Raw genomic sequence first — 26,313 nt, 5'->3', positions numbered from 1 at the left:
TTTAAGAAGTACCGCTTTATAGCGGACCAGTAACAATGCTTGCGATACCCGCCCTTTTGGGCGAGCATGTAACCGGCACTTATTAGGGCCAATTCAAACCACCACTTGAAGTGGTGGTAATGACTAGAAGGAGGTGTTTTATGGTAATTGGTAAAAGACTGCAGAAACGCCGCAAGGAACTGAATCTGTCCAGAGCGCAGCTGGCAGAGATGGTTCATGTGACAGCCTCGGCAATAGCAAATTATGAGAATAGTATCAGCTATCCGAAACCCGATATTTTGATTTCACTAATTTTGGCACTTAAAATAGACGCAAACTATTTGTTTGAGGATTATTTAAAAGATCAAATGGTTTTAACGACATATGGTCAGGAGTTGTCAGCGGAAGAAAAGGATGCCATAACAAAATATCGAGAATTGAGCAATAAGGGAAAGCGGTTCGTGAGAACTGTGATTGATGAGGAATACGACCGGATGCAGCATGAGGAATGGGTTGTATTTCCTTGTTATCAACCGGGCGAACGAAATGGCGATGCAGCATTTCTTATGACGCCTCACCCCGATGTGTTCCGTGTCAGACGGGAGAACATCGTGGACGGGATGGAGTATTGCTTCCAGATTCAAATTGATCGATATGAACCGGTATTTAAAAAGAATGATGTCATTGCGTTGGCACAGCAGCCGGTAGGAGAAAATGAAATCGGGTTTTTTTCATTGAATGGGGCATGTTACATTCGCCTGTTTTACCGAAAAGATGGTGTGATCAGGCTGCGTGCATTGAATGTCATGGATCCGGATGTGGAAGTTCATGAGAATGATCGATTTGAATGTTTTGGGAAAATACTTGGTAAAGTTCAGGGAATCTTGGATTCGTAGAGCTCAGATATGCAAAAACTTGGTATGAATAAGTATGCAAAAAACCGCCTGTATAGGCGGTTTTTTGTAATTATTATAGTTATAAAGGAATGAGAGTAAAGTGCGGTACCCCGGTTGCCCGGGATACCTATACTTTATGAGGGGGGAGATAGTTGTTTATCAACTATCTGGTTATTAGTATAGCCAGAAAATGTGTATAAACCGTGTTCAATATATAAAAGAAAAAGAAAGATTCTTAATTATCTTGTTAATGTTACTTCATCTGTTTGCTTGTTACTATTATAAAAGACCTTATTTATAGCTTTTTCTTCATAGGTTTCTACTGGGATCATTACAGTTGCTACAAAATAGTTACTTTCTGTTGTGACATCAAACATTCCGTTTGAGTTACGGACAGCTTTTTTTATGATCTTTATTCCCAACCCATGTGCAGATTTATTATTTTTAGAAGTATGAAGTTTGGGGTTAGTTTTAAGTATGTCGTGTCCAACTTTATTTTTGATGCAGAAGACCAGATAATTATTTTTTATATTAAGATATATTTGAATATCCGGATTTTTTTCTTTTATACTGGCTTCGATAGCATTATCCAATAAGTTTAAGATAATCGTGCAGAAATCTTCTTCATTGATAGAGAACTTTTCCGGAAGAAGAATTTCAGTATAGGTTTTAATACCATATTTTTTTGCCTGTAACAACTTAGTATTAAGGACGTGGTCGATTAAAACATTATGAGTGTAAATGCCGGAATCATCCTGAGATAGTTCTCCAATGTGATCGACCAGAAAAGTATTTAGTTTGTCCAATTTTTTCTCTTTTAGAAGTGTTTGGATATAGAAATACTTGTTTTTTAATTCATGGCGTTCTTTCCGAGCCTGTTCTTCAATGAGAATAGTGTAGCGATATCTTGCTACTTGTGCGTTTGTCTCTGCTAATGCTTTTTCGAGCTGGAGTCTGGACTCATTATTTTCGCCAAATTTTGTAAATAAATAATAAAAAATTGGAAGATTAAAAATCAGTAAACAGGCAGATATGGAAATAAAATAACTTGGATTAAATTGTACAGATGGATCAGCCATCTGAAAGGTTATGAAAATTGAAAGCGGACAGTATGCCATGAGTAGAATCTGTTTGCGATCCAAGGATTTAGCAACGGTATTAAGCGGATGAGCAAGAAAAAATTTGCTAAATTTCCATAAACTTACAATCGGAATAACAGATGAACCCATATCAAGCAGAATGTATGTATTTCGATCGAGAATATACTGGTAGTCATAAATAAAGGCGCCCAGGAAAAATACGATACATTTATAAACAGTAAAGAAATACAAATAGTAAATCATTTTTTGTGGAATAGAGCCTTTCAGAAATAAAAGTATCCATATTAAATTTATGCCCATTAAAACCATAAAGTGGTAAAAATAGGGAATCAAATTATAATGAAGGGCATACTCAGGATAAAAATAAATTGCTGAGTAAATAACAAGTGGAAGAATGTAGTATGTAAAAAAATTTGTATATTTTCGTTTTGCAAATAATGAAGCCATCATATTCAGGAAAAAAATGTTTATGATCATTGCTACACCCGAATGAGTATAGATAAAATATATAAATTCTAACATGAGAGACTCCTGTTTGTATACTTAATAAAGTTTCTTTTTACTTCGTCAATTCTGTTACGGCTGATTGGAACACAGGAACCATCAGTCAGTTCTAATTCATTTTTCTTTATAATAGAAATAAATTTGTAATTAACAAGATAACTTCGATGAGGTTTGATAAAATCATGTTCTGAAATTTGTTCTGCAATTTCCATTAATTTAATTTTTAGTTCAGAAGAATTATTTACACAATGAATGACACAATTCTTTCTCTGAGCTTCAATATATACAATCTGGTTGATATCAAAAGAAAAAATATCGCCGGATCCTGGTTCAACAATTGTAATATTTGCATCATTTCGTCTGGAAAATTCTGTTTGTAGTGCGGAAACCAGATCGGGAAGCAGTTCATCATAATGGTTTTTCCTGACAAATCTAAAGGGTTGTACTTCAAAAGTAGAAAAGACAAGCTCATCCTTATTTGAGATAAAGACAACCAATGTATTACTATTAATCTGACGTATCTTTTTACAAATAGAAATTCCGTCTATCTTTGGCATTTCGATATCCATGAAAACAACGTCAAAATGATAATGATCGTTAAACATATTTAATAATTTATTTCCATCATTAAAAATAGTAAATTCAATAGGAATATTATTTTTGGAAAATTCATTGACTAAAGTTTTTTGGATGTAAACAGCAATATCTTGCTCATCTTCACAAATGGCGGCGTACAGCATAACGAACTCCTGTTTTTTGAAATGTATTTTCTATAAGCATATTGTACAATAAAACATTAGATAATTGTTTTACAGTTCGTGCTATATTTTAACATCTCGTACCAAAAATCACAAATGAAAAAAATATCTGCTATACTCTGAACATCAAATCAAGCTTTTTGCGTTAGGAGAAAATCAAATGGGTGAGATTTTACTTGAAGTGAAAAAAATGAACAAGAAGTATGGACCTATCGTGGCATTGAAAGATGTAGACCTTACAATATCCAGAGGAGAGGTTCATGGACTTGTAGGCGAAAATGGAAGTGGTAAGTCAACGATTACTTCAATTGCGGCAGGTATGCAGCCAAGAACATCTGGTGAGATGATATTTTTAGGAGAAGAATGGAATCCATCATCTATGATTGAGGCACAGCATAATGGTTTGTCGATGATTCTCCAAGAAGCAAATACCATTCCGGGGTGTACGGTTGCTGAAAATTTATTTGCCGGTCGGGAAAATGAATTTGCAAAATGGGGGTTTGTAAATTCAAAAAAAATGAATAAAGCTGCGGATGAGATACTCGATAAGTTTGGTATCACGCATATGAGAGGAAAAGATCCAATAGATCAATTTGGGTTTGAAGATCGAAAGCTTATTGAAATTGCAAGGGCAGTGGATGATAAGACCGAAATTCTTGTTGTAGATGAGACAACAACAGCACTCTCTTTGGAAGGTCGTCAGATTTTATACAAACTGATGGATGACATGATTAAGAGAAATAAGGCGGTTATTTTTATATCTCATGACATGGATGAAATTCTGGAAAAGTGTACGATTCTTACAGTTCTTCGAGATGGTGAAATCAGAGGAGTGCTTAATGAAGATGAAATAAAATCAGTCCAAAGTTTAGGGACGATCAGACAATTAATGGTTGGACGGGATATAGGAGATAAATTTTTCCGAGGGGATTTTGATTCCGGACATTTGGATGAAGTTGCGCTTGAATTTTCAAATGTAAGCGGTCCTAATGTAAAAGAATTTAATCTGCAGCTCCACAAAGGAGAAATCGTAGGAATCGGTGGTCTTTCCGGATGCGGAATGCATGAGGTAGGAAAGATGGGATTTGGAATGGAAAATATTGACAAAGGACATGTAAGAAGCGGTGGTCATGAAATTTCTAGTGCAAAGGAAGCGACTGATAATAAAATTGGCTACATTTCAAAAAATCGTGATACGGAGGCTTTGATCCTTCAAGGATCAATTGATACTAATATTACGATGGCTTCTTTGGCGGATATTTCAAAAGCAGGGTTTATTTCACCGAAGAAAAAAGCAAAATTGGCAAAAGAGCAGATTGATTTGCTTGAAATTAAATGTAAGTCCGGTAAGCAATGGGTAAACACGTTATCGGGAGGAAATAAGCAGAAGGTATCTTTTGCGAAATGGATTGCGAAAGGATCTGAGATCGTAATCATGGATTGTCCGACGCGAGGCGTTGATATAGGTGTAAAACAGGCAATGTATGAACTCATCAATCAGATGAAGTGCGAGGGCAAAGCAATTCTCATGATTTCAGAGGAATTATCAGAACTTATTGGTATGTCAGACAGACTTATTATTATGAAAGATTCAAAAATCAGCAAAGAGTTTACTCGTTCAGAAAGTCTTTCTGAATCAGATGTAATCGAATACATGATTTAGGAGGTACATGATGAAGAAACATGTTAGTATGGTACGGTTTTCAGAACATATTTCTGACATTTTAAGTTATGGAGGTTTGGTACTTTGCATAGTTGTGTTCTCGATATTAAGTCAAGGAAGATTATTTAATGCCTACAATATCAAGATACTAGTTCAGGCTGTTTGCGTGTACGCGATCATGGCTATGGGGGCGATATTTATCTATTCGATGGGATATATGGATATCAGCGTTGGTTCACAAGTAGGTGTTTATTGTATTCTTTGCATCGTAGTTACAAATAAAACAGGATCTTTACTTGCAGGCTTTTTAACAATTTTGGCATTATCGCTTATCTGTGGATTGATCAATGGGTATGTAGCAGTAATGTTAGGCTTGCCGTCAATTGTTACTTCCATATTTCTAATGTCCATTTTTGGTGGTGCACAATTATTGATCATGGAAAAGCTTGCAATTAACTCAATCAGTATTGAATATGATATGACTTTTTTCAAAAGTACAGAATTTATGATTTTTGTAATCGTAGTGATTGCGCTCATTTCGATTTATCTTTATAACTATACACAATTAGGAGAGTATGTGAAAAGCATTGGTGCAAATGAGCTGGCAACTTCGTATTCAGGTGTGAAAACCGTAAAATGGAAGGTTTTGGCTTATGTTTTCTTTGGCATTTGTGTTGCTGTTGGGGCATTTATGCTAACAGCGAGAACGGGGTCTGCCGGACAGGGAACAGGTACGGGATATGCAATGGATATTATGGTTGCACTTCTCTTGGGCGGAATGCCTCTTTCCGGTGGTATGAAATCAAAAATGTCGAGTTCACTAATTGGTTCTTTCACTTATGTTATTTTATCAAATGGCCTGAATCTTGCAGGGGTAAAAGTGGAATATTCATATGTAATCAAGGCAGTTGTATTTTTAGCGGTTATTTTAGTAACTTGTCGCAAAAAAGACGGAGTATTGCCGAGATAATTATTTAGATAACTACCCATTTGGGAGTTTTTATAAAAAGGAGGAAAAAGAAATGAAACTAAAAAAAATGGTAGCGCTTGGACTCGCAGCAGTAATGAGTGTGTCACTTTTGGCAGGATGTGGTTCATCAAGTGATTCAGATAGCGCATCGACGGATGGGACAGAAGGAACAAAAGTAGAGACAAAACATCACAAAATCGGAGTTGGTCTTTATACGGACCAAGGGCAAAGTGTTGAAGCTATTCATGCGTATCTTGATGGAATACAGGATGTGATTGACTGTGAATTTCAATATGTAACTCTTTCTACATATGATGAAGCTACAAACCTTTCGTTGGTACAGGATCTTATTTCATCAGGTTGCGAAGGAATTATTATGACGGCTGATATGGGTACAAATAGTATTCTTGCTGAATGTGAGTCGGCTGGTGTTTACACAGCAGGTTTCCTTTGTGATTTTAACCAGTCTTATGCGACAGCACATGACGAAGTATTTGGTAACGAATATTTTCTTGGTACAGTATGCGATGGTTATGCAGTACCTACAAAATATGGTGAGATGGTAGCTGAAAAAGTAGCAGAAGCAGGATACAAGAATATTGGAGTTTTGACTTTCCCATCATGGGCATATCCGAATCAGGCAGAAGTAGATGCAGCGTTCAGAGCAAAACTTAAAGAGCTTAATCCGGAAGCAAATGTTTATGATACAGTAGAACTTCAGTTCAGCCCGCTTGAAGAGACATATCTTTCAGAGCATCCGGAGATGGACTGTTTATTCTCGGTAGCAGCAGGAGCGTCATTTGTATATCCAATTCTTGTGGGGGCTGGAAAAACAGATATTGCCCTTTATACAACTGGTTTTGAGGCAACAGATGATATTGAAAACTTTGGTACAAACGGAAATGGATGTTTCAAGGGTGCTATGTGTTCAGCTGCTGAGACAATTGTTTATCCACTTTGCTTACTGATCGACAAGTTAAATGGTACACAGTATGCAGATCTTCCGGAGGTTTCTGAGCGCGTTGATTGTGAGCCTTATATCATTTTAAGTAATGAAGATATGGACAAGATGCAGAAAACTTTAACATGTACATTAGATATGGCAGATGCCGTATTCTCTGGAGAAGATGTTTTGAATATGTGCGCTTCTTATAATTCAGAGGCAACTTATGCGGGGCTTGTTGAAGCTATGAGTAAAACAGGACTTAACTAAATTTATAAAAAATGGTTTCTGCTATGGGGAAGGTGCCCCATAGCAGATAAAAAGAAACAATTATAGTTAATGGAGCAGCTATTATGAAGACGAATAAAGCAGTTGATTTTATGAAAAGATTTATATTAACGATGTTATTCCCACTGGTGGTTTACATTGTTATGTACATATTGGCAAAGAGTAAGGGTGTAACATATTATGGTCTTACTGTTGACATGTGGCGGACAGTCCTTGTAAATACATCTAGTACAGCGGTAGCTGCCCTAGCAATCTGGTTACAGGTTAAAAATGGAAGATTTGATTTTTCGGGCGGTGCAACAATGGTACTTGCAGCAATCGTTGCCGGTAATATTACATATAATGCAGAGCTTGGACCTTTCGTATTTATGATTCTTTGCATTGTTATGGGCACAGCGCTTTCCGGATTCACAGCAATTATATATATTTACGGACGATTGCCGATTATGATTTGTACGATAGGGGTTGCGCTTTTGTATGAATCTGTCACATATCTTATTTTTGATGCAAAAGGACTTAGTATATTAAGTAATGCTAAAATTACATTGTTTGGACGTATGCCGTATATACTTATTGTTCTTGCAATCGCTGTTGCAGTATTTGTAGTTTATTCATACTGTACAGTTGCGGGCAAGCGATCAAAGGCACTTGCAAATAATCAGCAATCTGCAGTTAATATCGGAATAAATGAGAAGAGAAATGTTATTCAGACATTTCTGATCTGTGGAATCCTTCTTGGATGTGCAGCATGTATTTACGGATCAAACAATCAGGTAAAACCGCAGTCAGGTCTTTCGACAGCAGGTACATTATTCCAGAATATTATTCCGGCATACATGGGAATGTTTGTCGGGGCGGCTTCCGTAGATGCTATCGGCGTTGTTGTTGCAGCGTTTGCCATGGAGATTTTAAACTTTGGTCTGAGTTGTATCGGATATGGTTCCGGAGGATGGCAGCAAATTATTGTCGGAACATTTATGTTAGCATTTTATACTATTACTGCACAGTGGCCGAGAATTCAGGCTGCAAGAGCTAAAAAAGCTAGAATGGCAGAAGGTTAAGAATAAATTAGAATGTAACAGCCAGCCGGATAAGGACTGGCTGAAAATATATAAAGGAATTTTGAAAGGAGTGTTTTGGTATGGTAAATTTAAAAGCAAAACCATTTTACCTCGATGATGAAGCAATCAAATGGGTAGAAGAGACAAGAAATTCTATGACAGATGAAGAGAAGGCGGAACAGATTATGTGTCCGTTGATGTTTTCAGATGACAAGGAGGTTCTGAAAGGAATAATCGCTTCACATAATTTTGGATCTGTAATGTTTAGAACAGGAGTGGCGGCTAAAGTTCAGGAAAATCTGAATGCGATGCAGGAAGTGTCAAAAATTCCTTTGCTTATTGCGGCAAATCTGGAAGACGGCGGAACCGGTGTTGCATTTGAAGGGACAAGTTTCGGGCGTCAGATGCTTGTGGCGGCAACAGATAAAGATGAAAATGGATACCGACTTGGAAAGATATGTGGAAGAGAAGGCGGGGCTCTTGGATTTAATTGGTCATTTGCGCCAATCCTTGATCTTGATATGAATTGTCATAATCCAATTACAAATGTACGAACTTTTGGCAGTGATGCTGATCGAGTAATTCGTATGGCAAAGAACTATAATAAAGGGCTTACCGAGGAAGGTCTTGCGCCATGTATTAAGCACTTCCCAGGAGATGGCGTTGATGAGAGAGACCAGCACCTTTTGACATCTGTTAATGATCTTTCAATAGAAGAGTGGGAAGATTCCTATGGTAAGGTTTACAGAAGTTTAATAGAGGATGGAGCTCTCACAGCGATGATCGGACACATTGCAATGCCGGCAATGGAGGAGAAAATTTCTGGTCAGCCTTGTAATCAGGTGATACCGGCATCCGTATCGAAAAATATTCTTACAGGTTACCTAAGAGGAGAACTTGGATTTAATGGTCTTATTTCAACCGATGCATCTCCGATGGTGGGATTTCTTTCGAATACAACCAGACGTGAGGCTGTCCCGGGATGTATTGAGGCAGGTTGTGATGTGCTTCTCTTCAATAAGGATGTAGATGAAGATATTATGTACATGGTAGAGGGAATCAAAAATGGTCTCCTTTCCAGAGAACGTCTGGATGATGCCGTTACGCGAGTTCTTGCGACAAAGGCGGCTATTAATCTTCATAAAAAGAAAGAAGAAGGAAGCATATATAATAAGCCAGAGGCACTTGCGATCGTAGGATGTGATGAACATAACCAGTGGGCGAAGGAAGTTGCGGATGAAGGAATTACACTTGTTAAGAATTTGGAAGGAACCCTTCCGATTTCACCACTGAAGACAAAACGTATCTTTCTTGAAATTCTTGGAGAAGGAGATAATGATGCTGTCAGAACGCAGGTGGTTGATCGGCTGGAGAAAGAAGGGTTTGAGGTGACACTTTATGTTCCGGAGACACCTGAGACAATTTTTCTGGATGGTAAAGTTTGTGACTTCAAAAATAAGTATGATCTCGTGTTGTATATCTGTAATGTAGAGACGGCTTCTAATAAGACAGTTGCTCGTATTAACTGGCATACGTTATTTGGAGCAGGAAATAATCTGCCATGGTTCGTAAAGGAAGTACCTACGGTTTTTGTAAGTCTTGGAAATCCGTATCATTTACTTGACGTGCCGATGATGAAAACGTTTATCAATAGTTACAACAATATGCCGCACGTTATTGACGCAACAATGGATAAGCTTTTAGGGAAAAGTGAATTTAAAGGAATATCTCCAGTGGATGCATTCTGCGGAAGATGGGATACAAAATTATAGGAGAAGCAAACGAAATAAAAGGGGATTTTGTGATAAATATCCCCTTTTATTTCGTTTTAGAAGAGGAAAAAGATGAGAATTACAGACATTAAAATAAATGGAATTTCAAATCCGATTGGATTTTCTTATCCCAAAATAAAATGTAGTTGGAAAGTTGTAGATACTGCAAATAAGAGTCAGTTAAGAGCAAAAATTATGGTTGCAAAAGATGTAGGATTTACAGAACAAATTTTCGAAACGGAAGGAGAATTACTTTCCTCGATTGGTACGCTTATTGATATTAAGCCGGAGCCGTATACCAGATATTATGTGCGGATCGAAGTATGGGGAAAAGAGGGCGATCACACAGTCAGCGCTCCGGCGTTTTTTGAAACCGGAAAGATGGATGATCCTTGGAGGGCAGAGTTTATTAGTACAAAAGAAGAAGATAAGTTTCATCCGATTTTTATTAAAAATTTTTCTCGCCCGTCTGGTATAAAAAGAGCATGTATTTATTTGACTGGTCTTGGGCTTTACGAGGCTTATTTAAATGGGAAAAAAATCGGAGATGATTTTTTGGCGCCATTTATTAATGATTATCGTACGAGAGTGCAATATCAGACATATGATATTACAGAACTTTTAGAGGATGATAACAGGATCGAAATTTTGTGTGGAAATGGTTTTTACAAAGGGCGCTTTGGCTACGAAGGAGATGTGGAATATTTTGGCAATAGATTTGGGATAATTGCTGAAATTCATATGTGGGACAAAGCGGGGCATGATATACTTCTTGGAACAGATAATACATGGGAGTATAGAGGAAGTGAAATTGCAGAGTCAGACATTTATGATGGTGAGATCATTGACCGTATGTTATGGAGTGAAAAGGAAAATAGATTAAAGTCAGTAGAAGTAGCTGATTTTGATAAGTCAAAGCTTGTAGAAAGATATAGTATTACAGTGTGCCCTAAGGAAGAACTTGAAGTAAAGGAAATTATTAAGACACCAAAAGGAGAAACGGTTCTTGATTTTGGGCAAAATTTTACAGGATATGTTTCATTTGATGCAGATTTTGCAAAAGGAACAAAGATTGTTTTAGATTTTGGTGAAATTTTGCAGGATGATAATTTTTATAATGATAACTATCGAACAGCGAAATCTCAGTTTGTTTATATTTCTGACGGAAGAAAGGAAAATGTGAGACCTCATTTTACGTATTTTGGATTTCGTTATGTGAGAGTTACAGGGTGGAATGGTGAAATCACGAAAAAGGATTTTACAGGACATGTGGTTTACTCAGATCTTGATACAACGATAAAGTTTGAAAGTGCGGATGAAAAGCTGAACAGATTGTTTTTGAATTGTATATGGAGCCAAAAATCGAATTTTCTTGATCATCCGACGGATTGTCCGCAGCGTGATGAACGTCTTGGATGGACCGGTGATGCACAGGTTTTTGCGTCTACGGCATGTTTTAATATGGATACACGGGCTTTCTACAGAAAGTTTTTAAGGGATCTTCGAACAGAGCAGGTCAGACTTGGCGGCGCTATTCCTAATTACATTCCAAACAATTCTTCAATGCCGGGAGGAAGCAGCGTTTGGGGAGATGCAGCGACATTTATTCCTATGGCGGTTTATAATGCGTATGGAGATAAAGATGAACTGGAATGCTGTTATCCAATGATGAAAGACTGGGTGGATTGGATTATTCAGGGGGATGAGGAACATGGCAATACACATCTTTGGAGTTTTGGCTTTCATTTTGGCGACTGGCTTGCACAAGACGGTGTTACTTCGCAGAGCATGAAAGGGGGAACAGATGACTATTATATTGCTTCTGTTTACTATTATGCATCAACAGTAAAACTGGCTGAGGCCGCTAAAATTTTAGGAAAAAACAATGACAGGATTAAATATGAAATGTTAGCGGAAAAGATTGTTAATGCTATTTTAGACGAATATTTTTCTGTAAGCGGCAGACTTTGTATTGATACACAAACAGCGTATCTGATTTCCCTGAAATTCGGAGTTTACAAGGATAAGAAAAAAATTCTTGATGGATTAAAAAGCAGGTTAAAACGTGATTGCTATAAAATAAAAGGCGGATTTGTGGGTGCGCCTATGATGTGTCAGGTTCTTGCTGAAAATGGAATGATCGATATGGCATATTACATTCTGTTTCAGGAAGGATTTCCGGGATGGATGCATTGTGTCAATCTTGGAGCGACAACAATCTGGGAAAGATGGAATTCTGTTTTAGATAATGGAATGATCAGCGGGACAGAGATGAATTCATTGAATCATTATTCTTATGGATCTGTAATGGAATTTGTTTACAGATATATTGGTGGAATTAATGCGGCAGAACCAGGATTTACAAGGGTAAGATTTGTACCGAAGATTTGTTCAAAACTGCAGTTTTGTCATATAGAATATGATTCATTAAGTGGAAAATATGTTTCTGATTGGAGAGTAAATGCAGATGGAACGGTTACTGTACATTTTGAAGTTCCGTTTCACTGTGAGGCTGTAGCCATATTACCGGGGACAAACGGACGGGAGGTTATGCTTACTGCCGGAATTTATGAAGAAACATATCAGCCCAATGTGGATTACAGAAGAAGATATACGATGGCAACTCGGATCCAGGAATTGAGGGGAGATGAAGAAGCTCTGTCGATTCTTAAAGAAGATCTCCCAATCGTTTATGGGTTGGCAGTAGGAAATGACGAGGAGAGCCATGCAATGAGTTTTGAGGAACTTCAGTTTATGTTCTTTTTTGGATTGGATCCGCAAATGATACAGGAAGGTACAAAGAGAGTATTTGAGTTAACGGTCTAATGAAAAATTTATGGTACGAGATGGAGGGTTAAAATGTACGCGGGATATATTTTTGATTTAGATGGAGTGATTTGTTTTACAGACCAGTACCATTATCAGGCATGGAAAAAACTCGCTGATCGATTAGATATATACTTTGATGAAGAAATAAATAATCGGCTTCGTGGGGTCAGCAGAATGGATAGTCTTGAGATTATTCTCGAAAGATCATGTAAAGTATATACGGTTGAAGAGAAACTGGCTTTTGCAGAAGAGAAAAATAAAATATATAAAAAATTGCTGAGAAAAATGACACCGGAAGATTTACCGGCTGATGTAAAAACAACACTTATGGAGTTAAGAAAAAAAGGATGCAAACTTGCGATTGGCTCGTCAAGCAAAAATACGAAAATGATTTTGGAGCGGATTGGGCTCAATAATTTTTTTGATGCTGTCAGTGACGGTACAAATATTGTGAATTCCAAACCGGATCCGGAGGTGTTTTTAAAGGCAGCAGAATTGATCGGTGAAAACCCAAAAGATTGTCTTATTATTGAAGATGCTAAGGCTGGGATTGAGGGAGCCTTTCGGGGTGGATTTGACAGTGCAGGTCTGGGGGAGGCTAATGAACATCCTCGTGTAAACTATAAAATGAAAAAAATTACTGATTTGTTAAGTATCTGAATATAAAAACTGGTTTTTATGTGAGTGAAGGTTTAATAAAAATTGTAGGGACTGAATGGTAGGAAGATTACTGTCTTGTCACCTGTAAAGTTATGTGCTATAATCAAATGAATTTGTATGCGGAAAGCGGAGCAAATGTCTCCGCTTTTTTCTGTCAGTATCGATTTATGTGCTGACCGCGGCAAATGAAAACAACTCAAAGGGAATTCATTTGAGAAAGGCAAGGACAATGACAATTACAGAGGAAATCAAACAGTTAAAAAAAGAGAAGAATGCAGTGATCCTGGCGCATTATTATGTGACGCCGGAAGTACAGGATATTGCAGATTATATCGGAGATTCTTTTTATTTGAGCAAGATTGCGGTCGGATTAGAAGAGCAGACGATCGTATACTGCGGCGTGTCATTTATGGGAGAGAGCGCAAAAGTTCTGAATCCGGAGAAGACCGTTCTGATGCCGGACGCAGAGGCAGACTGTCCGATGGCGCATATGGCAGACCGGGAGACGATCGAGCGGATGCGCGAGACATACGAAGATCTGGCGGTTGTCTGCTACATCAATTCCACCGCGGAATTAAAGCAGTATTCGGACGTGTGCGTGACTTCTGCAAATGCGGTACAGATCGTAAAGGCGCTGCCGAATAAGAATATTTTCTTTATCCCGGATCGGAATCTGGCACATTTTGTTGCAGAGCAGGTACCGGAAAAGCATTTTGTATATAATGAGGGCTTCTGTCCGATCCACGAGAAGATGCAGCTTGAAGAATTGAAGCGTGCAAAAGAAGCACATCTGAATGCGTTGGTATTGACACATCCGGAGTGTACGAAAGCAATATTGGAGCTTTCCGATTACATAGGAAGCACATCGGGGATCATCAATTATGCAAAAAACAGCGATGCAGAAGAATTTATCATCTGTACGGAAAACGGCGTGCGGCACAAACTGGAAAAAGAGAATCCGGGAAAGAAGTTTTATTTTACAGAGACGGAACCGGTATGTGTGGATATGAAGAAGATCACGCTTGAGAAGATCCTGCATGTACTGAAGACCGGGGAGAATGAAGTTCAAATCAGTGAGGAATTGAGAGAATTATCCAAGCGCCCGCTGGAAAAAATGCTGGAATTGGCAAAATAGGAAGCCAAAATAGGAAGCCGGTCGGAAAGGAATTTAAAAACATGAGAATAAAGGCAGACGTTGTGATCGTCGGTACCGGAGTCGGCGGGCTATTTGGCGCGCTGAGTTTTCCGAGGGAAAAAAAGATCGTGATGATCACAAAATCCGATCTGGAAAGCAGTGATTCGTTCCTGGCACAGGGGGGGATCTGCATGCTCAGAGATGAGGATGATTACGACAGTTATTTTGAAGACACGATGCGCGCGGGACATTATGAAAACCGAAAAGAGTCGGTGGACATTATGATCCGCAGCTCTCAGGAAATCATCCGGCAGTTGGTCGGATACGGCGTGGATTTTGAGAAGAAAGACGGAGATTTTGCATTTACACGGGAGGGCGCGCATTCGAGACCGCGGATTTTGTTCCATGAAGATGTGACCGGAAAAGAGATCACGAGCAAACTTCTGGAACAGGTAAAAGCGTTAAAAAATGTGACGTTATACGAATATACGACGATGACGGATCTTCTGATCGACGATGGGATCTGCAAAGGGATCAAGGCAGTGCGTCGGAATGAAGACGGTTCGGGAGAAACGGAAGAACTGGAAATTTATGGAGAGAACACGATCCTTGCAAGCGGAGGGATCGGCGGACTGTACCGGCATTCGACGAATTTTCCGCATTTGACGGGAGATGCGATTGAGTTGGCGAAGAAATACGGAATCCGTCTGGAGCATTTGGATTATGTGCAGATCCATCCGACGACACTGTATTCGACGAAGCCGGGACGGCGTTTTCTGATCTCCGAATCAGTTCGGGGAGAGGGCGCGGTGCTCTATAATAAAAATATGGAACGGTTTGTGGATGAGCTTTTGCCGCGGGACGTCGTGACAAAGGCGATCCATGAACAGATGGAAAAAGACGGAACTGATTTTGTATGGCTTTCGATGGAACATATTGAAAAAGAGACGATCCTGAGACATTTCCCGAATATTTACCGGCACTGTCTGGAAGAGGGATATGATGTGACGAAAGAATGCATCCCGGTTGTGCCGGCGCAGCATTATTTTATGGGAGGGATCTGGGTGGATTCCAACAGCAGGACTTCGATGCCGCATTTGTATGCGGTCGGGGAGACAAGCTGCAACGGCGTGCACGGAGCAAATCGTCTGGCAAGTAACTCTCTGCTGGAGAGTCTTGTATTTGCAAAACGTGCCGCAGATGAAATAGAAAAACGAGGTGGAAGAGATGAATAAGATTACAACAACATTACAGGTAGATCATTTGATTTTAGAAGCATTGAGAGAGGATATTTCCAGTGAAGACGTGACGACCAATTCCGTGATGCAAGAAGCAGTGGCAGGCGAGGTGGATCTGATCTGCAAGCAAGACGGTGTGATCGCGGGACTGGACATTTTCAAACGGGTATTTGAACTTCTGGATGCAGAGACAAAGGTGGAATTTTTCTGTAAAGACGGAGATCATGTGAAGAACGGAGATCTGATGGGAAAAGTTTACGGCGATATCCGTGTGCTTTTGTCCGGCGAACGTGTCGCGCTGAATTATCTGCAGCGGATGAGCGGAATTGCGACTTATACAAGTAATGTAGCAAAATTATTGGAGGGATCCAAGACAAAATTGCTGGACACGAGAAAGACAACGCCGAATATGCGTATTTTTGAAAAATACGCGGTGCGTGTCGGCGGCGGTTTCAATCACCGTTATAATCTTTCCGATGGCGTACTTCTGAAAGATAACCACATCGGAGCGGCAGGAAGCGTGACAAAGGCAGTGCAGATGGCAAAAGAGTACGCGCCATTTGTACGGAAGATCGAGGTGGAAGTGGAGAATCTTGATATGGTAAGAGAAGCGGTGGAAGCCGGAGCGGACATTATCATGCTCGACAATATGTCCACGGAAGAGATGCAGGAAGCGATCCGCATCATTGACGGACGGGCGGAGACAGAATGTTCCGGAAACGTGACAAAGGAAAATATCGGAAGACTGACAAGTCTCGGCGTGGATTACATTTCCAGCGGCGCGCTGACGCATTCCGCACCGATCCTTGATATTTCCCTGAAAAATCTGCATCCGACGGAGGCTTAAAGAAGACATGACAGGGACGGAGCGAAGAACAAAGATCGTAGAACTGATCCAGAACAGTGAAAAGCCGCTTTCCGGAACTGCGCTCGCAAAACAGTGTGATGTGAGCCGTCAGGTGATCGTACAGGATATAGCTCTGATCCGGGCGTCCGGATATGATATTATTTCTACGAACCGTGGATATATCATACAGGAACCACTTGTGAGAGAGCGGGTCTTTAAAGTCAATCATACGGATGAACAGTTGGAGGAAGAGCTATATTCGATCATCGATCTGGGCGGTACGGTCGTCAACGTTATGGTGAATCACCGGGTATATGGGCATATGGAAGCGGAACTTCGGATCAACTCCCGCAGAAAAGTAGAAGCATTTATGGAGGATATCCGGAGCGGAAAATCAAGTCCGCTGAAAAATATCACTTCCAACTACCATTATCATAAAGTGGCGGCAGACTCGGAGGAAACGCTGGATCTGATCGAGGAGGCACTGCGGCAGAAACATTTTCTTGTATCGTGAAAATAGTTTGCGGCAATGAACTGGACTGGATGAATTGAAAGATAGTGGATATTTTGACAGAACCAGACTTGTGATATTGTAAAAGCATGGCGTCGGTATGTGCCGACGCCCGATTTATTTGTATAGGCGACGAGCCAAAGTCCGGGCTTGCCCGGGACCTTGGCGACCGCTTACAATCCCGGAATGTGCCTTTTGGCACTTCCGGTGATTTACGGATAGGAACATTGTGTTTGGTAGAAAAGAGGAAGTTTATGATAAAGAAAATAGCAGTTGTCAATGATCTGTCCGGATTCGGAAAATGTTCCCTGACTGCGGCAATCCCGGTGATCGCGGCGATGGGTGTGCAGCCGTGTCCGCTTCCGACAGCGGTTTTGAGTGCACAGACCGGATTTCCGAGCTATTTTTACGATGATTATACAGAGAAAATGGAAAAGATCCGCGCAGAATGGGAGAAGATGGACGTTCACTTTGACGGGATCTATACCGGGTTTGCGGGGAACGAAGCGCAGATCGGACAGATGCTTCGGTTTCTGGATACGTTTTATAAAAAAGGGGCATTTTTGCTCGTGGATCCGATTATGGGAGATGAGGGGAAAATATTTTCAATCTTCACCCCCGAATTGCTTGTGGGTATGAAAGAGCTTGCGGGGGAGGCGGATCTGATCACGCCGAATCTGACGGAACTGTGTCTTCTGACCGGGACGGATTATCGGATGCTGGAGCAGATGACGGACGAAAAACATCTTGTGACGATCGCAGAGCAGATGGGGCAGAATTTTCTGCGGAAAGGATCGAACAGCCATGTGAAAAAGGCGGTTGTCGTGACCGGGATCCGTTTCAAAGACGAGACAACAGGGGCAATGAAGATCGGAAACCTGGTCGTGACAAAGCGGCAGACGAAACTTCTTGCATTTCCATATATCGGCGGCAGTTTCTCGGGAACCGGAGATCTGTTTGCGTCGATCCTGGCAGGAGGAATGGCGCGCGGCGAGGATTTGTTTGAGACGGTGGAACTGGCGGGCACATTGATCGGGGCGGCGATGGCGGACGCGGCGGAAGAGAAGGTCCCGCGCAATGAGGGGGCGAACTACGAAAAATATCTGGGAATGTTGATCCCCGGTGCAGACTGGAAAAATTTCGGGAAGCGAGGCGCATAAAAATGGCAGAGATATTGTATACTTATCAAGATCAGGTTTATGTAAATCTGACGAACAAATGTGACTGTAATTGTAAATTCTGTATTCGGATGCACCATGACACAGTCGGGGATGCACAGACGCTTTGGCACAAAGCAGACCCGACACTTGAAGAGGTAAAAGCGGCGATCGATGCATACGACTTTACGGGGAGATCCGAACTTGTATACTGCGGTTACGGGGAACCGACCTGTGCACTGGACGTGCTGAATGCATCTGCGAAGTACGCAAAAGAAACCTACGGTCTGAAAATCCGCGTCAATACGAACGGATTGGGAAATCTCTATCATCAACGGGATATTGTTCCGGAGCTGGCAGAGGTTGCGGACGTCGTATCGATCAGTCTGAACGCACCGACCAAAGAGAGCTACATGGAGATCACGCGCCCGCAGTTTGAAAATGCGTTTGAGGGAATGCTCGCATTTGCACAGGAATGTGGAAAACAGATACCAAAGGTAAAGATGACGGTTGTGGACGTACTTACGCCGGAGGAGATCGAGGCGAGCCGGAAACTGGCGGAGTCGGTCGGCGTAGAACTGCGTGTAAGAAAATATGTATGAAATACAGTGGAGTGGGGATGAACCCGGGAATGCACGGCGGATGCTTGCGTGTTCCCGGGTTTTGCTTTACAATAGGAGAGTGAAAATAAGTTTGATTGATTTGACAGAATAGATGAGGAAATTATGGAAGCAATTCAGAAATTATTAAATGACGTATTGAATAAAGAATTTGTACAGGCGATCTTGAGCAATCCGCGTAAAAAAGACGGCGTTCTGAAGATCAAAGTACGCCCGGTGGAGATGCGCGGAAAGCGGATTTACCAGTTGGAATCCTTTACGAAAACACAGGCGTTTCATGAGAATCTGGAGACGGAGCAGGCGGCGGAGCGGATTCTGTCCTATATGGAAGAGTTCCGGCAGATGCAGCTTGATTCGGGGAACATGGAATATACGGTTCTCGTGAGTAAAAAGGGGAAAGTGACGATCCAGAAACATCAGGCAAAAGGCGGGAAAAAGCAGGCGGATCTTTCCCATAACCGGAGTAAGAAATACATTCTGAAAGAGGGGATCCCGGTTCCGTTTCTTCAGGATCTCGGCGTGATGACGCAGGATGGGAAAATCGTGCGCACAAAGTTTGATAAGTTCCGGCAGATCAACCGTTTTTTGGAATTTATCGAGGATATTCTTCCGAGGCTGGATCAGAAACGGGAAGTGACGATCCTGGATTTCGGATGCGGGAAGTCTTATCTGACATTTGCAATGTACTATTATCTGCATGAACTTCAGAATTACGACGTTCGGATCATCGGGCTGGATCTGAAAAAAGAGGTGATCCGCCATTGTAGTGAACTGGCAGTAAAATACGGATATGAAAAACTGACTTTTTTGGAGGGGGATATTGCGGATTACGACGGAGTCGACAAGGTCGATATGGTCGTGACGCTTCATGCCTGTGATACGGCGACGGATCATGCGCTTGCAAAAGCGGTTGGCTGGAATGCGAAAGTCATTTTGTCAGTGCCGTGCTGCCAGCATGAGCTGAACGGACAGATGCGAAACGATATTCTTGCTCCTGTCATGAAATACGGACTTTTAAAGGAGCGGTTCGCAGCGCTTGTGACAGACGGGCTTCGCGCGCAGTATCTGGAAAGCGTCGGCTATGAGACGCAGATTTTGGAGTTTATCGATATGGAGCACACGCCGAAAAATATTTTGATCCGCGCGGTAAAACCGATCCGGGAGAAAAACGGAGAGAAAGAGCCGGCGAAGCGCGCGGAGACAGAGAAGTGTGTGCGGCAGATCCGTGACTGTGAAGCATTTCTTCATGTGGAACCGACACTTGGTGCACTGCTGAAAGCAGGAGGTGCGTATGAAGAATAAGAAGAATGAAAAAAATAAGCGGGAGACGAAAGGCGGAATCTGGACGCGGATCGGAATCTTAAGCGGCGTTTTTCTTCTTGCGCTTGTTGTAAGCAGTCTTTTGACGAACCGCGGGACCGCGGATCAGACAATCAGTCTGGGGGATCCGACACTGCCGAGAGTTTCATTTTCCGTGGAAGATCATACGGTCAACATCCTTGCCGGATATGTGGATGAGATGGATATTACCGCGATGCGGGATACGATCACACCGGTTCCGGACAATGGGATCCTGAGGCTGGGTCTGGAGAAGAAAGGAAACGAGATTGAAAATGTGCAGTATGAGGTGTACTCACTGGACGGTGGTACGACCTATCTGCAAGATACGGTGCGGGATCTGACCGGAAGCAGCGTGACGCTGGATGTGAACCGGGGCTTGCCGGAGGGCGTGCAGGAGGCAGTTCTGAAAGTGATCCTGGAAACTGCTGAAAAAGAACAGATTTTTTATTATACGAGGATCGAGTGGCAGTCCGGGCTGTCCATTGCGGAATGTCTGGATTTTGCCGTGCAGTTCCACGACGCGACGTTCGGAGCGGAGAATGGTCTGAATCTTGGAGGATATCTGGAGCCGGGAGAAGAGAGTGACAACACGACGCTGCAGACCGTCAATATCCATTCGGATCTTTCGCAGGTCAAATGGGGGGAATTAGAACCGCAGATCTCAACGGAAGTGGAGTGGAGTATCAAAGAGAGCAACAGTGTTTATACGTCATTACTGGCGGGTTATCAGGTGACTTGCAAAGGTGATGCTGGGGAAGTCGAGACATTTAATGTGAAAGAATTTTTCCGCGTGCGGTACAGCGGCGGAGAGATGTATCTTCTGGACTATAACCGCAGTATGAATCAAGTATTTAACGGCAACAAACATGTGCTGGATGAGACGGGGATCCTGCTTGGAATGGCAGAGCCGGATCTGGATTTTGCGGTAAATAAAAAAGGGACGGTCGTCTCCTTTGTGCAGGAACGGGATTTGTGGACGTACAATCAGAAGACGGACGAATTGTCTCTTGTATTCAGCTTTGCCAACATGGAGGGACATGATGTGCGGAGCCGCAACGACGAGCATGCGGTCCGGATCATCAGCATGGAAGAGGACGGAAGTACCGTATTTGCTGTGTACGGCTATATGAACCGCGGAGAGCACGAGGGAGAAGTCGGCGTGGACGTCTATTACTTTGATATTCAGGAAAATGCCGTCAATGAGATCGCATTTATCCCGAGCACGAAATCATTTGCGATCGCGGAAGAGGAACTGGGCAAGATGGTCTACTATAATCATCGGGAACAGCTTCTCTATGTGCTTGCCGGGGGTGTGCTCTATCAGGTGGATGTGACAAAAAATTCACAGAAAGAGCTTGCGACCGGTCTGGAAGAGGGACAGTATGTGGCGTCTTCGGACGGCCATCTGCTGGCGTACCAGACGGACGGAGAATTGAACACTGCGAAGACGGTTCAGGTGATGGATCTTGCAGACGGTTCCTCTTATCAGGTGGAAGCCCGGAAAGGGGAAGCGATCCGTCCGCTTGGATTTATCAAAAATGATTTCATATGCGGATATGTGCGGGAGAGTGATCTTGGAAAAACAACTGCGGGCGAAGAAGTGATCCCGATGTATGAACTGGAGATCCGCGGTGCCGATAATAAGGCGGAGATGAACTATGCTCAGGAGGGCATTTATATTTCCGATATTATCGTGGAAGAAAATATGGTGACATTGAACCGGGTAACAAAAGAGGGCGAAATCTATACAGGAACAAGTCAGGATTATATCACGAGCAATGAAGAGCGGAAAGAAAGCGCGGTGACGCTGGAATCTTATGATACGGAGCGAAAGCAAAGACAGATGCGTCTGACATTTGCAAAGAAGATCAAAGAATTGTCTCCGCACATTTTACGCCCGAAACAGGTCATGATCGATCAGGCGGTGACGATCGCCCTGAATGATAAGATACCGTCCGATCAGTATTATGTGTATGGAATGGGCGAGCTTGTAGCAATCTACGACAAAGCGGCGTATGCGATCCAGAAAGCGGAACAGGTATCCGGAGTGGTGATTTCTTCGGAACAGGCTTACATCTGGGAAAAAGGAAATCGCGATCTTGTCTATTATAATGAGATCCAGCCGTTTGGACTTGCGGAGGGGCAGACGTCATTCGATGCATGTACGGAATTTGCAAAACAGTACGGCTTAAAGAAAATTGATCTGAGCGGATGTACATTGAGTCAGGTGCTCTACATTATCAACAGGGGAACGCCGGTGCTGGCGATGACGGATGCGAGCCATACGATCCTTTTGACCGGATACAGTACGGACACGGTGACTTATGTGGATCCGGAAAGCGCGGCAGAATATACGGTGACAATGGAAGAGATGGAAGCGATGACTGCGGGAAGCGGAAATACATTTGTTGCGTATATGAAATAAAAAAAGTAAAAAAAGAAGAAACAGGAAAAGCAGACTTTGCAGGGCGGTGAGTTTTCGGAATTGAAATTGCCGTTTGCGAGATCTGCTTTTTGATATACCGATACGAAAATTTTGAAAATAGCAGTTGACATTTTGCAAGAAAAGGACTATATTAATCTTACAAAGATTAAACAAATGATTAATTGATAAAATGATAAAAGGAGAGGTAATCATCATGAAAAAAACTTACAAAATTGAAGTGGACTGTGCAAACTGTGCGAACCTGATGGAGGAAGCTACAAAGAAAACGGCAGGAGTTGCGGATGCAACCGTGAATTTTATGACACAGAAGATGATCGTTGAATTTGAAGACGGTCAGGATGCAAAAGCGGTTATGAAAGACGTATTGAAAGCCTGTAAAAAGGTAGAACCAGACTGCGAGATCGAATTATAGGAAATGGAAAAGAGCACCCCGGCTGCGAGAGCAAAAGGGGTGTAAATTTAAAGATAACATATGAATGATTGAACATATGATAAAACGAGTGAGATCATAAAGTGGAGAAAATGAAAAGGAGAGAACGGCTATGAATAAGAAGCAGAAAAAGATGCTTTACAGGATTCTGATCACTGCGGCGATGGTACTTGTGCTAAATCTGATCCCAATAGAGGGAGTCTTGCAGTTGACTCTTTATCTGGCGGCATATCTTGTGATCGGTTATGACATTTTGCGGAAAGCGGGAAAAGGAATTTTAAACCGCCGGATGTTTGATGAAAACTTTCTGATGGCAGTTGCGACCGTCGGCGCATTTGCTCTGGCGATTTATTCCGGAAGCGGCGACTATAATGAAGCGATCGCTGTGATGCTGTTTTATCAGATCGGGGAACTTTTTCAGAGTTATGCGGTAGGGAAAAGCCGGAAAAATATCAGCGCGCTGATGGATATCCGTCCGGATTATGCCAATGTGGAAAGAGACGGCAAGTTGGAACAGGCGGATCCGGATGAGGTGGAGATCGGAAGCATCATCGTTGTGCAGCCGGGAGAAAAAGTTCCGCTGGACGGTATCGTGACCGAAGGAACGGCGAGCCTGAATACGAGCGCATTGACTGGTGAAAGTCTTCCGAGAGATGTAAAACCGGGAGATGAGATCATCAGCGGCTGTATCAACATGACAGGTGTTCTGAAAGTGCGGACAACAAAAGCATTCGGTGAGTCTACGGTATCTAAGATACTGGAACTTGTGGAAAATTCCAGTTCCCGTAAATCGAAATCGGAGAATTTTATCTCGAAGTTTGCGAAAGTATATACGCCGGCAGTCTGTTATGGAGCGCTTGCGCTGGCAATTCTTCCGCCGCTTGTCCAGATGTTGTTTTTGGGGCAGACTGCACAGTGGAGCGTATGGATTTACCGTGCATTGACATTTCTGGTGATCAGTTGTCCGTGCGCGCTCGTGATCAGTATTCCGCTCAGCTTTTTTGCCGGAATCGGCGGCGCCGGCAAAGCAGGAATCTTAATCAAAGGTTCTAATTATATGGAAACATTGTCGCAGGCAAAATACGTTGTGTTTGATAAAACAGGAACTTTGACACAGGGTGTGTTTGAGGTGAGCGCGGTTCATCATAACAAAATGGATGAGAAAAAATTGTTGGAGTATGCGGCGCTTGCGGAATGTGCATCGTCCCATCCGATCAGTAAAAGTATCCGCAAAGCATACGGAAAAGAAATCGATCGGAACCGTGTGACCAAGATTCAGGAAATCAGCGGTCATGGTATTCTTGCAAAGGTTGACGGGCAGGAAGTCGCAGCAGGAAACAGTAAATTGATGGAGCGGCTGCATGTAAAATATCGTGACTGCCATAAAGTCGGGACGATCATCCATATGGCGGTCGACGGCGAGTATGCAGGGCATATCGTGATTTCCGATCTTGTGAAGCCACATGCAAAAGAAGCCGTTGCGGAACTGAAAAAAGCCGGAGTGAAAAAGACGGTCATGCTGACCGGAGACGCCGGGCGTGTAGCGGAACAGGTGGCAGAAACACTTGGAATTGATGAAGTATACAGTGAATTGCTTCCGGCAGATAAAGTCGAAAAGGTAGAGGAGCTGCTTGCGAAAAAATCGGAGAAAGAGAAACTGGCATTTGTCGGCGACGGGATCAACGACGCTCCGGTGTTGACACGGGCGGATATCGGAATCGCAATGGGAGCGATGGGATCGGATGCGGCGATCGAAGCTGCGGATGTTGTGCTGATGGATGATGATCCGCAAAAGATAGCGAAAGCGATCGGGATTTCGAGAAAATGTCTGCGGATCGTCTATCAGAATATTGTATTTGCGCTTGTTGTCAAATTTGCCTGCCTTGGGTTGGGGGCATTGGGAATCGCAAATATGTGGGCGGCGATCTTTGCGGACGTCGGAGTGATGATCCTTGCGATCCTGAACGCGATCCGTGCCCTGCGGGTACAAAATTTATAAAACAAATGAAATAAAAGAAAGACGTCGAGACAATCGTGTCCCTTGGAGTTCCGGGGAAAGATTGTTTCGACGTCTTTTCTTGTAGAGGCGACGAGCCAAAGTCCGGGCTTGCCCGAGACCTTGGCGACTGCTTACAATCCCGGAATGTGCCTTTTGGCACTTCCGGTGATTTATCTGCTTCAATCTATGAAAGCGAAGCCGTTCTGAAAATGGTATGTTTATAACGGTTCAATGCGGCATAGACGATCATGCCGAGCACACCGCAGGAGATGACTTCACCGATTCCGACGGTCAGCATCATAAATGGGATCGGCAGCGGCACTTGGTATCCATAACGAAGTACAAACGGTACAATCAGTATATTGGACAGGATCGGCGGCAGCGGTGCAAGGAATTTGTTCCGATTGCGAAGCATGTAAGTGAAGACCGCTCCAAGCAAAGTGGCAAGACTACCGAAAATAATATCCGGGATGATGCATCCGCCTAAGATATTGCTGATGAGACAGCCGATAAAAAGTCCTGGAATTGCAGCCGGAGTGAACACCGGGAGGATCGTCAGTGCTTCGGACAGGCGAACCTGCACTTCACCATAACTGAATGGCGCGAACACAAGAGTTACTACGACGTAGATTGCAGCGATCATCGCTGCCTGTGCCATGAAGAGCACAGAGAAGGTTTTCTTTTCTTTCATTTTTAAGCTCCTTTAGTTTTGTTTTACGAGTGGAAGGTCACGAACACTCGATTCATTTCCGTGAAACAATGAGCCATGTGGAGGTGCTTGCACATCCATTTGGCGAATGTCGCGAGAGTCAAATACCGTAGGTATTTGGCTTGCGCCGGAAATCGGCGAAACCCTTATAAGACCTTGTTTTTGTGGGCTTTGCAACGTGTTGTAGTATATCATGAGTAAAGTGGAAAATCAAGGTTTGTCCGGAATTTGTCACAGAAAAACAACGAAATCACTTCAAAACAGTTGACAGAACGTTTGGAATATGCTATTTTATAAAAGTTCGATGAAGCAATATAGAATGGATATGGGGGATTAGCTCAGTTGGGAGAGCGCCTGCCTTGCAAGCAGGAGGTCACGAGTTCGAATCTCGTATTCTCCACTTTACCCGGTACAGTTTGTACCGGGTTTTATTGTATTCTGAGATAGTTTGAACTTA

The 26,313-nt window shown here is 42.4% G+C and carries 21 protein-coding genes and 1 tRNA gene; 19 read left to right on the top strand and 3 right to left on the bottom strand.

From position 1 onward, the window contains the following. The first annotated feature begins 140 nt into the window (after positions 1–140). Positions 141–875 (top strand): helix-turn-helix domain-containing protein, encoded by a 735-nt coding sequence (locus tag I2H87_RS13235; protein WP_022151716.1) that lies wholly within the window; start codon positions 141–143, stop codon positions 873–875. A 239-nt stretch (positions 876–1,114) separates the two neighbouring features. Here the strand turns inward: I2H87_RS13235 and I2H87_RS13230 are convergent, their stop codons facing one another. Together I2H87_RS13230 and I2H87_RS13225 are read right to left on the bottom strand one after the other, a co-directional pair. Then, positions 1,115–2,497 (bottom strand): ATP-binding protein, encoded by a 1,383-nt coding sequence (locus I2H87_RS13230; RefSeq protein ID WP_195610261.1) that lies wholly within the window; start codon positions 2,495–2,497, stop codon positions 1,115–1,117. Continuing rightward, a complete protein-coding gene (locus tag I2H87_RS13225; RefSeq protein ID WP_195610260.1) occupies positions 2,491–3,219 on the bottom strand; it encodes a LytR/AlgR family response regulator transcription factor in 729 nt (242 codons plus the stop codon). The genes I2H87_RS13230 and I2H87_RS13225 overlap by 7 nt, the downstream gene beginning before the upstream one ends. 178 nt (positions 3,220–3,397) lie before the next feature. Between I2H87_RS13225 and I2H87_RS13220 the strand changes: the two genes are divergently transcribed. The 17 genes from I2H87_RS13220 (at position 3,398) to I2H87_RS13140 (ending at position 25,147) form a co-directional block, all read left to right on the top strand. Beyond that, a complete protein-coding gene (locus tag I2H87_RS13220) occupies positions 3,398–4,900 on the top strand; it encodes a sugar ABC transporter ATP-binding protein (RefSeq protein WP_195610259.1) in 1,503 nt (500 codons plus the stop codon). 10 nt (positions 4,901–4,910) lie between these two features. Further along, positions 4,911–5,870: an ABC transporter permease gene (locus I2H87_RS13215; RefSeq protein ID WP_195610258.1), complete on the top strand. Its 960-nt coding sequence runs from the start codon at positions 4,911–4,913 to the stop codon at positions 5,868–5,870. Between the two features lie 52 nt (positions 5,871–5,922). Further along, on the top strand, positions 5,923–7,083 hold the full coding sequence (locus I2H87_RS13210; RefSeq protein ID WP_195610257.1) for a sugar ABC transporter substrate-binding protein: 1,161 nt from the start codon (positions 5,923–5,925) through the stop codon (positions 7,081–7,083). Between the two features lie 83 nt (positions 7,084–7,166). Beyond that, positions 7,167–8,162 carry an ABC transporter permease gene (locus I2H87_RS13205; protein ID WP_195610256.1) on the top strand — a complete coding sequence of 332 codons (996 nt, stop codon included), beginning with the start codon at positions 7,167–7,169 and terminating at the stop codon, positions 8,160–8,162. Between the two features lie 80 nt (positions 8,163–8,242). Further along, entirely contained in the window at positions 8,243–9,934 is a 1,692-nt protein-coding gene (locus tag I2H87_RS13200; protein WP_195610254.1) for a glycoside hydrolase family 3 protein, read from the top strand. Between the two features lie 72 nt (positions 9,935–10,006). Continuing rightward, entirely contained in the window at positions 10,007–12,760 is a 2,754-nt protein-coding gene (locus I2H87_RS13195; protein ID WP_195610252.1) for an alpha-L-rhamnosidase, read from the top strand. 33 nt (positions 12,761–12,793) lie between these two features. Further along, complete coding sequence (gene pgmB, locus I2H87_RS13190) at positions 12,794–13,423, top strand: beta-phosphoglucomutase (RefSeq protein WP_195610249.1); 630 nt, start codon at positions 12,794–12,796, stop codon at positions 13,421–13,423. A 229-nt stretch (positions 13,424–13,652) separates the two neighbouring features. Further along, on the top strand, positions 13,653–14,558 hold the full coding sequence (nadA, locus tag I2H87_RS13185; protein WP_009267008.1) for a quinolinate synthase NadA: 906 nt from the start codon (positions 13,653–13,655) through the stop codon (positions 14,556–14,558). Between the two features lie 41 nt (positions 14,559–14,599). Continuing rightward, positions 14,600–15,793, top strand: a complete 1,194-nt coding sequence (locus I2H87_RS13180; RefSeq protein ID WP_009267007.1) for an L-aspartate oxidase — start codon at positions 14,600–14,602, stop codon at positions 15,791–15,793. Further along, positions 15,786–16,643: a carboxylating nicotinate-nucleotide diphosphorylase gene (nadC, locus tag I2H87_RS13175; RefSeq protein WP_009267006.1), complete on the top strand. Its 858-nt coding sequence runs from the start codon at positions 15,786–15,788 to the stop codon at positions 16,641–16,643. The genes I2H87_RS13180 and nadC overlap by 8 nt, the downstream gene beginning before the upstream one ends. A 7-nt stretch (positions 16,644–16,650) precedes the next feature. Beyond that, complete coding sequence (locus I2H87_RS13170) at positions 16,651–17,157, top strand: transcription repressor NadR (RefSeq protein ID WP_009267005.1); 507 nt, start codon at positions 16,651–16,653, stop codon at positions 17,155–17,157. A 251-nt stretch (positions 17,158–17,408) separates the two neighbouring features. Then, complete coding sequence (locus I2H87_RS13165; RefSeq protein ID WP_009267004.1) at positions 17,409–18,314, top strand: pyridoxamine kinase; 906 nt, start codon at positions 17,409–17,411, stop codon at positions 18,312–18,314. Positions 18,315–18,316: 2 nt separating this feature from the next. Then, a complete protein-coding gene (locus I2H87_RS13160; RefSeq protein WP_195610246.1) occupies positions 18,317–18,913 on the top strand; it encodes a TIGR04100 family radical SAM protein in 597 nt (198 codons plus the stop codon). Between the two features lie 123 nt (positions 18,914–19,036). Continuing rightward, positions 19,037–20,233, top strand: coding sequence for a class I SAM-dependent methyltransferase (locus tag I2H87_RS13155; protein ID WP_022151713.1), 1,197 nt, complete (start codon positions 19,037–19,039; stop codon positions 20,231–20,233). Continuing rightward, positions 20,223–22,697, top strand: coding sequence for a C39 family peptidase (locus I2H87_RS13150; protein ID WP_195610244.1), 2,475 nt, complete (start codon positions 20,223–20,225; stop codon positions 22,695–22,697). The genes I2H87_RS13155 and I2H87_RS13150 overlap by 11 nt, the downstream gene beginning before the upstream one ends. A 214-nt stretch (positions 22,698–22,911) precedes the next feature. Continuing rightward, complete coding sequence (locus I2H87_RS13145; RefSeq protein WP_009267000.1) at positions 22,912–23,130, top strand: cation transporter; 219 nt, start codon at positions 22,912–22,914, stop codon at positions 23,128–23,130. Positions 23,131–23,260: 130 nt separating this feature from the next. After that, positions 23,261–25,147: a heavy metal translocating P-type ATPase gene (locus I2H87_RS13140; RefSeq protein ID WP_022151725.1), complete on the top strand. Its 1,887-nt coding sequence runs from the start codon at positions 23,261–23,263 to the stop codon at positions 25,145–25,147. A gap of 184 nt (positions 25,148–25,331) precedes the next feature. Here I2H87_RS13140 and I2H87_RS13135 read toward each other — a convergent pair whose 3' ends face one another. Then, the gene (locus I2H87_RS13135; protein WP_009266998.1) at positions 25,332–25,838 is read right to left on the bottom strand and encodes a QueT transporter family protein; all 507 of its coding nucleotides are present in this window, start codon (positions 25,836–25,838) and stop codon (positions 25,332–25,334) included. Positions 25,839–26,183: 345 nt separating this feature from the next. Here I2H87_RS13135 and I2H87_RS13130 point away from each other — a divergent pair. After that, a tRNA-Ala gene (locus I2H87_RS13130) sits at positions 26,184–26,256 on the top strand. Positions 26,257–26,313 lie beyond the last annotated feature (57 nt).

Origin of the sequence: Mediterraneibacter glycyrrhizinilyticus (genome assembly GCF_015560805.1) — a bacterium.
GTDB classification, from domain to species: domain Bacteria; phylum Bacillota; class Clostridia; order Lachnospirales; family Lachnospiraceae; genus Schaedlerella; species Schaedlerella glycyrrhizinilytica_A.
This window is presented reverse-complemented; position numbering and strand designations above follow the sequence as displayed.

What these genes read in the sequence shown, in the direction of transcription:
- I2H87_RS13235 (WP_022151716.1), top strand. Translation starts at nt 141, where the DNA reads ATGGTAATTGGTAAAAGACTGCAGAAACGCCGCAAGGAACTGAATCTG.
- I2H87_RS13230 (WP_195610261.1), bottom strand. Translation starts at nt 2,497, where the DNA reads ATGTTAGAATTTATATATTTTATCTATACTCATTCGGGTGTAGCAATG.
- I2H87_RS13225 (WP_195610260.1), bottom strand. Translation starts at nt 3,219, where the DNA reads ATGCTGTACGCCGCCATTTGTGAAGATGAGCAAGATATTGCTGTTTAC.
- I2H87_RS13220 (WP_195610259.1), top strand. Translation starts at nt 3,398, where the DNA reads ATGGGTGAGATTTTACTTGAAGTGAAAAAAATGAACAAGAAGTATGGA.
- I2H87_RS13215 (WP_195610258.1), top strand. Translation starts at nt 4,911, where the DNA reads ATGAAGAAACATGTTAGTATGGTACGGTTTTCAGAACATATTTCTGAC.
- I2H87_RS13210 (WP_195610257.1), top strand. Translation starts at nt 5,923, where the DNA reads ATGAAACTAAAAAAAATGGTAGCGCTTGGACTCGCAGCAGTAATGAGT.
- I2H87_RS13205 (WP_195610256.1), top strand. Translation starts at nt 7,167, where the DNA reads ATGAAGACGAATAAAGCAGTTGATTTTATGAAAAGATTTATATTAACG.
- I2H87_RS13200 (WP_195610254.1), top strand. Translation starts at nt 8,243, where the DNA reads ATGGTAAATTTAAAAGCAAAACCATTTTACCTCGATGATGAAGCAATC.
- I2H87_RS13195 (WP_195610252.1), top strand. Translation starts at nt 10,007, where the DNA reads ATGAGAATTACAGACATTAAAATAAATGGAATTTCAAATCCGATTGGA.
- pgmB (WP_195610249.1), top strand. Translation starts at nt 12,794, where the DNA reads ATGTACGCGGGATATATTTTTGATTTAGATGGAGTGATTTGTTTTACA.
- nadA (WP_009267008.1), top strand. Translation starts at nt 13,653, where the DNA reads ATGACAATTACAGAGGAAATCAAACAGTTAAAAAAAGAGAAGAATGCA.
- I2H87_RS13180 (WP_009267007.1), top strand. Translation starts at nt 14,600, where the DNA reads ATGAGAATAAAGGCAGACGTTGTGATCGTCGGTACCGGAGTCGGCGGG.
- nadC (WP_009267006.1), top strand. Translation starts at nt 15,786, where the DNA reads ATGAATAAGATTACAACAACATTACAGGTAGATCATTTGATTTTAGAA.
- I2H87_RS13170 (WP_009267005.1), top strand. Translation starts at nt 16,651, where the DNA reads ATGACAGGGACGGAGCGAAGAACAAAGATCGTAGAACTGATCCAGAAC.
- I2H87_RS13165 (WP_009267004.1), top strand. Translation starts at nt 17,409, where the DNA reads ATGATAAAGAAAATAGCAGTTGTCAATGATCTGTCCGGATTCGGAAAA.
- I2H87_RS13160 (WP_195610246.1), top strand. Translation starts at nt 18,317, where the DNA reads ATGGCAGAGATATTGTATACTTATCAAGATCAGGTTTATGTAAATCTG.
- I2H87_RS13155 (WP_022151713.1), top strand. Translation starts at nt 19,037, where the DNA reads ATGGAAGCAATTCAGAAATTATTAAATGACGTATTGAATAAAGAATTT.
- I2H87_RS13150 (WP_195610244.1), top strand. Translation starts at nt 20,223, where the DNA reads ATGAAGAATAAGAAGAATGAAAAAAATAAGCGGGAGACGAAAGGCGGA.
- I2H87_RS13145 (WP_009267000.1), top strand. Translation starts at nt 22,912, where the DNA reads ATGAAAAAAACTTACAAAATTGAAGTGGACTGTGCAAACTGTGCGAAC.
- I2H87_RS13140 (WP_022151725.1), top strand. Translation starts at nt 23,261, where the DNA reads ATGAATAAGAAGCAGAAAAAGATGCTTTACAGGATTCTGATCACTGCG.
- I2H87_RS13135 (WP_009266998.1), bottom strand. Translation starts at nt 25,838, where the DNA reads ATGAAAGAAAAGAAAACCTTCTCTGTGCTCTTCATGGCACAGGCAGCG.